The organism is Streptomyces sp. WAC04114 (assembly GCF_019733245.1).
GTDB classification, from domain to species: domain Bacteria; phylum Actinomycetota; class Actinomycetes; order Streptomycetales; family Streptomycetaceae; genus Streptomyces; species Streptomyces massasporeus_A.
This window is the reverse complement of the sequence record NZ_JAIGQA010000252.1, coordinates 1-9334: the sequence shown is the minus strand read 5'-3', so window position 1 is coordinate 9334 and position 9334 is coordinate 1. Positions and strand designations below refer to the sequence as shown.

The 9334-nt window shown below is 73.8% G+C and carries 4 protein-coding genes and 1 pseudogene; 4 read left to right on the top strand and 1 reads right to left on the bottom strand.

The window, feature by feature from the left end:
* The coding region (locus K4G64_RS41220) for a hypothetical protein (RefSeq protein WP_308122589.1) at positions 1-192 on the bottom strand (192 nt) is incomplete at its 3' end.
* Between K4G64_RS41220 and K4G64_RS36595 the strand changes: the two genes are divergently transcribed.
* From K4G64_RS36595 to K4G64_RS36580, 4 genes and pseudogenes are all read left to right on the top strand, one after another.
* A complete protein-coding gene (locus tag K4G64_RS36595) occupies positions 100-1296 on the top strand; it encodes a phosphopantetheine-binding protein (protein WP_308122588.1) in 1197 nt (398 codons plus the stop codon). The genes K4G64_RS41220 and K4G64_RS36595 overlap by 93 nt on opposite strands.
* Positions 1297-1353: 57 nt before the next feature.
* Positions 1354-8070: a type I polyketide synthase gene (locus tag K4G64_RS36590; RefSeq protein WP_221760195.1), complete on the top strand. Its 6717-nt coding sequence runs from the start codon at positions 1354-1356 to the stop codon at positions 8068-8070.
* 117 nt (positions 8071-8187) lie between these two features.
* Positions 8188-8685: a pyridoxamine 5'-phosphate oxidase family protein gene (locus K4G64_RS36585; RefSeq protein ID WP_221760194.1), complete on the top strand. Its 498-nt coding sequence runs from the start codon at positions 8188-8190 to the stop codon at positions 8683-8685.
* 138 nt (positions 8686-8823) lie between these two features.
* A pseudogene (locus K4G64_RS36580) lies at positions 8824-9334 on the top strand (hypothetical protein); the annotation flags it as partial.

The window sequence follows — 9334 nt, the reverse complement described above, 5'->3', positions numbered from 1 at the left end:
ATGGTCGCGGTGGAGGCCTCGGAGGGGGAGGTGCTGGCGGCGGTCGGTGAGCGTGGTGACGCGGTGGGTGTGGCCGCGGTGAACGGTCCGTCTGCGGTGGTGATCTCGGGCGCGGACGATGCGGTGGATGAGGTGCTGACTTCTCTCCCTGGTCGGCGTACGCGTCGTCTTGAGGTGTCGCATGCGTTCCATTCGCCGTTGATGGACGGGATGTTGGAGGAGTTCCGTTCGGTGGCGAAGGAGGTGCGCTACGAGGTGCCGCGCCTCCCGGTGGTCTCCACGGTGACGGGCCGGTTGGCGGAGGGTGAGGATCTTCGCTCGGCGGACTACTGGGTGACCCAGGTCCGCCAGGCCGTCCGCTACGCCGACGCCGTCACCACCCTGGAGTCCGAGGGCGTCACCACACTCCTGGAGATCGGCCCCGGCGGCGTCCTGGCCGCCCTCGCCGCCCAGGTCGTCCGCGACCCCGACGCCCTGACCGCCACCGTGGCCACCCGCGCGGGACGCCCCGAGCCGGAGACCCTGGTCGAGGCGCTCGGCACGCTGCACGCCCGAGGTGTGCCCGTCGACTGGGAGGCGTTCTTCGCCGGGTCCGGAGCCCGCCGGGTCCCGCTGCCCACCTACGCCTTCCAGCGCCGGCGGTACTGGCTCGACGAAGTCACCACCGGCAAAAGGGACATGGATCATGTCTCACGTGTCACGCCCGACATCCCCGAGGAGACGACACCCCGGACGGTGACCCTCGCGGAGCGGCTCGCGCCGCTGGGCGACGCACAACGGGAGCAGTACCTCCTGACCCTCGTCACGGAACTGGTCGCGAAGGTGCTCAAGCATCCCGACACCTCGGCCGTCGTGCCCCACCGCCCCTTCCAGGAACTCGGCTTCGACTCCCTGACAGGCGTCGAACTGCGCAACCGGCTCGGTGCCGAGACCGGTCTCTCCCTGCCCGCAACCGTCGTCTTCGACCATCCGAACCCCGCCGCGCTGGCGGCCTACGTACAGGCGCAGGCGGCAGCGGCGGCGCCCGGCACCGAGGACGGATCGGTTCGCTCCGCGGCCGAGGAACTGGACCGCCTGGAGGCGTCCGTGGACGCCCTGGCGGCGGACGGCTCGCCTCCCGGCACCGACCGCGTCGCGCTGTCCGAGCGCCTGCGGGCGCTGGCCGACCGTCTGGCCGGACCGGCGTACACACCGCCCCCGTCCGCCGCCGGCGCCGATGTCGCGGCCCTCGGGGACGCGTCCGCCGACGAGATCTTCGACTTCATCGACACCCAGCTCGGCCGGGCCGCGGACTGAAGCCGTCCGCCGCCCCGCACCACCACCCTTCCGGTACCGAGGAGAGACTGATTCCGCATGTCCGCTGACATGTCCCGCGCGCAGGAGCAGGCCCAGACCAGGGAACAGAAGCTCGTCGACTACCTGAAGTGGGTCACCGCCGACCTGCAGAAGGCGCGCGAGCGCATCGAGACGCTCGAGTCGGCCGCCACCGAACCGGTCGCCATCGTCGGCATGGCATGCCGCTTCCCGGGCGGCGTCACGTCACCGGACGACCTGTGGCGCCTGGCCGCCGAAGGCCGGGACGCCATCAGCCCCTTCCCCGCGGACCGCGGCTGGGACCTCGACGCGCTGTACAGCACGGACCGCGACGAGCCCGGCACGTCGTACACCCGCGAGGGCGGCTTCCTCGACGGCGCCGCCCAGTTCGACGCGGACTTCTTCGGCATCTCGCCCCGCGAGGCCCGCGCGATGGACCCCCAGCAGCGCGTCCTCCTGGAGACCGCGTGGGAGGCCTTCGAGGACGCCGGGATCGACCCCGCCACGCTGCGCGGCAGCCGTACCGCCGTGTTCGCCGGCGTGATCGAGCAGAGCTACCTCGGACTCGAAGGGCCCGCCGAGCTCGAGGGCCACCTCATGACCGGCAAGCTCAGCAGCGTGGCCTCCGGCCGGATCTCCTACACCTTCGGTCTCGAGGGCCCGGCCGTCTCGATCGACACGGCGTGCTCGTCCTCGCTGGTCGCCCTGCACCTCGCGGTGGAGTCGGTGCGCCGAGGGGAGTCGACCCTCGCGCTCGCCGGAGGCGCGACGATCACCGCGACCCCCGGCGGGTTCGTCGACTTCTCACGCCAGGGCGGACTCGCCCCCGACGGGCGGATCAAGTCGTTCGCGGCCGCCGCCGACGGCACCTCCTGGTCGGAGGGCGTCGGCCTGCTGGTCGTCGAGCGGCTTTCGGACGCGGTGCGCAACGGGCACCGGGTGCTGGCGGTGGTGCGGGGCAGTGCGGTGAATCAGGACGGTGCTTCGAACGGTCTGACGGCGCCGAACGGCCCGTCGCAGGAGCGTGTCATCCGTCAGGCCCTGGAGAACGCCCGTCTGGCTCCGGCCGAGGTGGACGCGGTGGAGGCGCACGGCACGGGCACGCGGCTGGGCGACCCGATCGAGGCGCAGGCGCTGCTGGCGACGTACGGCCGGGACCGGGACCGTCCCCTGTGGCTGGGCTCGCTGAAGTCCAACATCGGTCACACCGTCGCCGCCGCGGGTGTGGGCGGTGTGATCAAGATGGTGCAGGCCATGCGGCACGGCTTGCTGCCCCGGACCCTGCACGTCGACCGGCCCACGCCCATGGTCGACTGGAGCTCCGGCGCGGTCGAACTGCTCACCGAGGCCCGCGAGTGGACCCCTCGGGCAACGGCCCCGCGCCGCGCCGCCGTCTCGGCGTTCGGCGTGAGCGGCACCAACGCCCACGTCATCCTGGAGGAGGCCCCGGAAGCGGAGGACCAGTCTCAGACCCTTCCGGACCGGCCGCGCACGCTCCCGGCCGTGCCCTGGCTGCTCTCCGCACCGGACGAGGACGCCCTGCGCGCCCAGGCCCGACGGCTCCACGACCACGTAGCCGCCCACCCCGAGCAGTCCGCCACCGACCTCGCCTACTCCCTCGCCACCACACGAACCTTGCACGACCGCCGAGTCGTCCTGACCGGAACCGACCGCGACGACCTGTCCGCCGCCCTCCAACACCTCGCCGAGACCCCCACGAGCTCCGAGGCACCTGTCCGTGCCGGCGGACTGGCGGTGGTGTTCTCGGGTCAGGGTGCGCAGCGGGCGGGGATGGGGCGGGAGTTGTATGCCGCGTTCCCGGTGTTCGCGGGGGCGTTGGATGAGGTGTGTGGGGTGCTGGATCCGTTGTTGGGTGGTTCTTTGAGGGAGGTGATGTTCGCGGTTGAGGGGTCGTTGTTGTCTCGGACGGGGTGGACGCAGCCGGCGTTGTTCGCGTTTGAGGTGGCGTTGTTCCGGTTGGTGGAGTCGTGGGGTGTGCGGCCTGGGTTCGTTGCGGGTCATTCGGTGGGGGAGTTGGTGGCTGCGCATGTGGCGGGGGTGATGGGTCTGGGTGAGGCGGCTCGGTTGGTGGCGGCGCGTGCGGGGTTGATGCAGGCGTTGCCGGCGGGGGGTGTGATGGTCGCGGTGGAGGCCTCGGAGGGGGAGGTGCTGGCGGCGGTCGGTGAGCGTGGTGACGCGGTGGGTGTGGCCGCGGTGAACGGTCCGTCTGCGGTGGTGATCTCGGGCGCGGACGATGCGGTGGCGGCCGTACTGGCTGGGTTGCCGGGTCGGCGTACGCGTCGTCTCGAGGTGTCGCATGCGTTCCATTCGCCGTTGATGGACGGGATGTTGGAGGAGTTCCGTTCGGTGGCGAAGGAGGTGCGCTACGAGGTGCCGCGACTCCCGGTGGTCTCGACGGTGACGGGCCGGTTGGCGGAGGGTGAGGATCTTCGCTCGGCGGACTACTGGGCGAGCCAGGTCCGCCAGGCCGTCCGCTACGCCGACGCCGTCACCACCCTGTACGACCAGGGGGTGCGGACCGTCGTGGAGATCGGCCCCGGCGGCGTCCTCACCGCCCTCGCGCAGACGGTGCTCGCGGACCGGGACGACATCACCGTCCAGGCCCTCCAGCGCTCCGACCGGCCCGAGCCCTCCGCGCTGGCCGACGGCGTCGGCACCCTGTACACCCGAGGTGTGCCCGTCGACTGGGAGGCGTACTTCGCCGGGTCCGGAGCCCGCCGGGTCCCGCTGCCCACCTACGCCTTCCAGCACCAGCGGTACTGGACCGACGCGCTCGCGGCCGGTCGCCGTGACGCGGGCGGATTCGGCCTGGACAGCACGGACCATCCCCTCGTCGGCGCCGCGCTGTTCCCCGGCGACCGCGACGAGGCGCTGTTCACGACCCGCCTGTCCGCCCGTACGGACCAGCTCCTCGCCGCGCACACCGTCGCCGGGGAGACCGTCGTGCCCGGTACGGTCCTCGCGGAACTGGCCGTCCGGGCCGGGGACGAGACGGGCTGCACGGCCGTGGACGAACTCGTCGTCGACGCGCCACTGGTGCTGCCCCGCGAGGGGGCCCTGCACCTCCAGGTCCGCGTCGGCGAACCGGACACCGACGGCCGGCGCGTCCTCACCGTCCACGCCCGGCCCGACGAGGCCGACGCGTCCTGGACCCGCCACGCCCACGGCCTGCTCGGCGACACCCCGCTCGTTCCGCCGGCGGACACCGAGCCGACGCCGTGGCCACCGGCCGGGGCGGAGCCACTCGCCGGCCTCGACCCGAGCGGGGCACCGGAGTTGTACGAGCACTTCGACACCGCCGGTGTGCACTACGGTCCCGCGTACCGACGGCTCACGGGAATGTGGCGGCGCGTCGACGAGGTGTTCGCCGAGGTCGCCCTGGACCCCGACACCGATGCGCACGCCGAGGGGTTCGGGCTGCACCCGGCGCTGCTGGAGGCCGCCCTGCAACCGCTGTACGCGGCTGCTCTGCCCGGTCTGCCGCGCACGGTCACCCGATGGCGCGGCCTGCGGCTGTACGCCGTCGGTGCGGACACCCTGCGCGTGCACCTCGCCCCCCTCCCCGGCGCCGACGACACCTACGCGGTGCGCCTGACCGACCCGGCCGGGCAGGTGGTCGCGGTCGCCGATGCCGTGACCGTCGGGCCCGTCCACGCCGAGGCGTTGCGGGCCGCCCGCTCCCGGCACCGCGACGCCCTCCACCACGTCGAGTGGATCGCCCGCCCGCTGCCCGCCGCTTCCCTGGACTGGCTCACCCTCGACTCCACCGTGCCCCCGGACGTATCCGCCGTCACCGCGGCGGTCACGGCGGCCGGCGAGCGCATCGGGGCCGTACGCCTCGATCTGACCACCCCCGCGGGAGCGACCGCGGGGGACGCCGTCAGGGACACCGTGGGCCGGGCCCTGTCCTGGGCGCGGCAGTGGCTCGCCGAGGAGGCCCTGGCCGGCACGCCGCTGGTCGTCGTCACCCGGGGCGCCACGGCCGTCGCCGACGACGAGGACGTCACCGACCCCGCCGCCGCTGCCGCCTGGGGCCTGCTGCGCTCGGCGCAGTCGGAGTCGCCGGGGCGGATCGTCCTGGTCGACACGGACGGCGAACCCGACCCGGACACGCTCTCCGCCGTGGTCGCCTCCGGCGAACCACAGGCCGCGATCCGCGACACCACGTCCGGCCGCGGCACTACCCCCGGCCGCGGCACCCCCTCTGGCCCGGGCTCCCCCTCTGGCCTCGGCACCCCCGGCTTCGGCGCCACCTCCGGCCTGGGCACCACCCCCGGCCTCGGCACTACCCGCGGCCCGGGCACCCCCTCCGGCCCGGGCACCAGCCTTGGCCCGGGCGCCAGCCCAGGCCCGGGCACCAGCCCCAGCCCCGGCACCACCTCCGCGGACGCCCCCCGGATCCACGTACCGCGTCTGCTGCGCACCCCCGTACCGCAGCCCGCCGTCGACGGACGTCGCACGGTCTGGGATCCCGAGGGCACCGTTCTGGTCACCGGTGGTACGGGCTCGCTCGGCGCGCACTTCGCCCGCCACCTGGTCACGGAGCACGGCGTGCGTCATCTGCTGCTGGTCAGCAGGCGCGGCCCGGACGCCCCGGGCGCCTCCGAGCTGTGCTCCGCACTGCGGGCGCTGGGCGCGACCGTGACCGTGGCCGCCGCGGACGTCGCCGACCGTGCCGCCCTCGCGAGCATCCTCGCCTCGGTGCCGGCGGCGCACCCGCTGCGCGGTGTCGTCCACACCGCGGGCATCCTCGACGACGGCGTCATCGCCTCGCAGACACCTCAGCGGCTCGACGCCGTGCTGCGGCCCAAGGCCGACGCGGCCTGGAACCTGCACGAGCTGACCCGGGACGCCGGGCTGACGGCGTTCGTGCTCTTCTCGTCCGTGGCGGCGGCCGTCGGCGGTCCCGGCCAGTCCACCTACGCCGCGGCCAACGCCCACCTGGACGCGCTCGCCCGGCACCGCGCAGCGTCGGGTCTGCCGGCCACGTCCATCGCCTGGGGCCTGTGGGAGCAGGCGACCGGCCTGACGGGTGGCCTGACCGAGACGGATCTGAAGCGGATCGCCCGCAGCGGCTTCCGCACCGTCCCGCAGGAGCTCGGCACGGCCCTGTTCGACCTGGCCCTGGACACCGGCCGCCCCTACCTCGTGGCCACCCCGCTGGACATCCCCGTCCTGCGCCGTCAGCCGCAGATCCCGGTGCTGCTCAGGTCGCTGGTGCGCGTGCCGGTCCGGGCCACGGCGCGCGGCGCGGCCGACGCGGGGCCCGGGCTCGCCGACCGGCTCGCCGGACTCGACGAGGCCGCACAGCACACGGTCGTCCTCGACGCCGTGTCGGCCGAGATCGCCCGGGTCCTCGGGCGTTCCGGCCCCGTCGACCCCGAACGGCCCCTGCAGAGCAGCGGTTTCGACTCGCTCACCTCCGTCGAGCTGCGCAACCGGCTCGCGACGGTTACCGGCTTGCGTCTGCCCGCCACCCTGGTCTTCGACCACCCGACGCCCCGGGCCCTGGCGGCACACCTGCGCACCGAACTCCTCGCGCCCCAGGGCGATGCCGAGGCGGGACCGGCCGTGGACTACGCCGCCGACCTCGACCTGCCCGCCGACATCCGCCCGGCCGACGAGGTCGTCCGTACCGTCACCGACCCCTCCGACATCCTCGTCACCGGCGCGAGCGGCTTCCTCGGCGCGTTCCTGGTGCGCGACCTGATGCGCACCACGACCGCCCGCCTGCACTGCCTGGTGCGCGGCGCCGACGACGCGGCGGCGTACGAGCGGCTGCGCTCCAGCCTCACCTGGTACCGCGTCTGGGACGAGATCGACGAGAGCCGGCTGCGGGTCCGCGCCGGGGACCTGGCCGAGGAGCGACTCGGCCTGACCGAGGAGGAGTTCGACGGCCTCGCCCGCACCGTGGACGCCGTCTACCACGCGGGCGCGACCGTGCACTGGCTCCACCCCTACGAGGCGCTGCGCGCGGCCAACGTCCACGGCACCCGGGAGATCCTGCGCCTGGCGGCCCGCCACCGCACGGTCCCCGTGCACTACATCTCCACCGTCGGTGTCTTCAACGGCCCGGTCACGCCCGGTGTCCCCCTGAAGGTGACCGACCCGACCGGCCCCGCCGAAGCGCTGCCCAGCGGCTACCTCCAGTCCAAGTGGGTCGCCGAGCAGCTCGTCGGTCTCGCCCGGGACCGGGGACTGCCGGTGTCGGTGCACCGCGTGGACGTCATCTCCGGCGACACCCGCAACGGGGCCTGCCAGACCCGCGACTTCGTCTGGCTCAGCCTCAAGGGCCTCCTCCAGGCGCAGGCCGCGCCGGCCGGCGTCGCAGGCCGCTTCCACCTGCTGCCCGTCGACTACGTCAGCGCCGCCATCGTCGGCATCTCACAGCGCGAGCCGGCCGGGGGCACCTTCCACCTGTTCAACCGCAGCTCACTGAGCCTCGCCGACTGTGTGTCGTACCTGCGCGAACTCGGTTACCGGATCGACGAGACCGACCGGGAGCGATGGAACGACACCGTGCGGTCCGACCGGGACAACGCCCTGCTGCCGCTGCTGCACGCCTTCGAGATGATGACGTCCGACACCGACGGCTTCTACCCGCCCATCGACACGGCCGAGACCGAGGCGGCACTGGCCGGGACGGACATCTCTTGCCCGCCGCTGACCCGTGAACTCTTCGCCACGTACGTGGAGTTCTTCGTCCAGGAGGGGCACTTCCCGCCCGCCCCGTGACCCGTGAGGTCCGCCGATCGGACACCACCGGCCGTCCGGCCGCTCCCCGTGGAGCGGCCGGGCGGCCCGCCCGTTTCCCCGTTTCCGTCCCCGCGCATGTGAATCCGAGGTATCGCCATGGGCACTGCACAGGTGCGTTCGTTCTCCGAGATCGAGGCCGCCTTCGTCGAATACGTCCAGCAGACCGTCTACTGCACGATGGTCACCGTCGACCGGCACAACCGCCCCCGGGCCCGCGTCGTCCAGCCCGTCTGGGAGACCGTCGACGGGCGCCCCGTCGGATGGCTGGCGGTCTTCCGCACCCCGGTGAAGGCCGCCCACCTGGCGCGCAACCCGCACACGACGTACGCCTACTGGCACCCCCGCCAGGACGCGGTGTTCGTCGACAGCGTCTCGGCCTGGGTGCCCGACCGCGACACCAAGCTGCGCGCCTGGGAGCTGTACCGCCGCAACAGCCCCCCGGGCGTCGGCTACGACCCCCACCTCTACTGGAGCGCCGGCCCCGACAGTCCCGACTACCACCTGCTGCGCATCGACCCCTGGCGCGTCCAGGTCCTGCGGGGCTCGGACCTGAGCAGCCGGATCTGGTCGGCGGAGCCCCCGCAGAACCAGTGATGTCACCCGGGCAGGAGACCCGGGAACAGCCCCAGGACGCTCTCCGCCGCGTCCCGATGGCAGACCCCCCGCCCGATTGCCCGTCCTCCCGGCATGCGGTTGGATCGGCTGAACGAGGCAGCGTTCCGAGGAGAGTTGATGGCAGCACAGGGGGAGCGGCCGGAGGGCACGTCCTCGGGCCCGACCGGTGAATCGACCGCGCACGTCACGGCCGGCGGCGGGTGGGTCCCCGTCCCCGTTCCGCCCCTGGACGAGGACACCCGTGAACTCCTCGCCCTCCTCGGGGAGGTGCGGTCCGACCTCGCGCGGTTGCAGAGCACGAGCGAGATCACCGCGCTCCGGGACGAGTGCGAGGCGGCCGTGGAGGAGATCTCCCGGACCGGTCGCGTCACGCCCCACCTCGTCGCCCGGCTCCGGGACCGCCTCGCCGCGGCGGGACCGGCCCCGTCCGTCCTGGCCGCGGGCGTCGCTCTCGCCCGGTCGCTGGACCTGATGGAGGCCCGCCTGCGCACACCGCACCCCGCGGCGGAGCCGGCGCAGCAGGCCAGACCCAAGCCCGTAGGCCACTCCCGCCCCGGTGCGCGCCCGAACCCGGCCGGCCCGGGCCTTCGAAGCGGGCTGCCGGCGCAGCCGCCGCAACAGGGCGTTC

Excerpts from the sequence above, each read along its gene's own strand:
- K4G64_RS36590 (WP_221760195.1), top strand. The coding sequence starts at position 1,354 with ATGTCCGCTGACATGTCCCGCGCGCAGGAGCAGGCCCAGACCAGGGAA.
- K4G64_RS36585 (WP_221760194.1), top strand. The coding sequence starts at position 8,188 with ATGGGCACTGCACAGGTGCGTTCGTTCTCCGAGATCGAGGCCGCCTTC.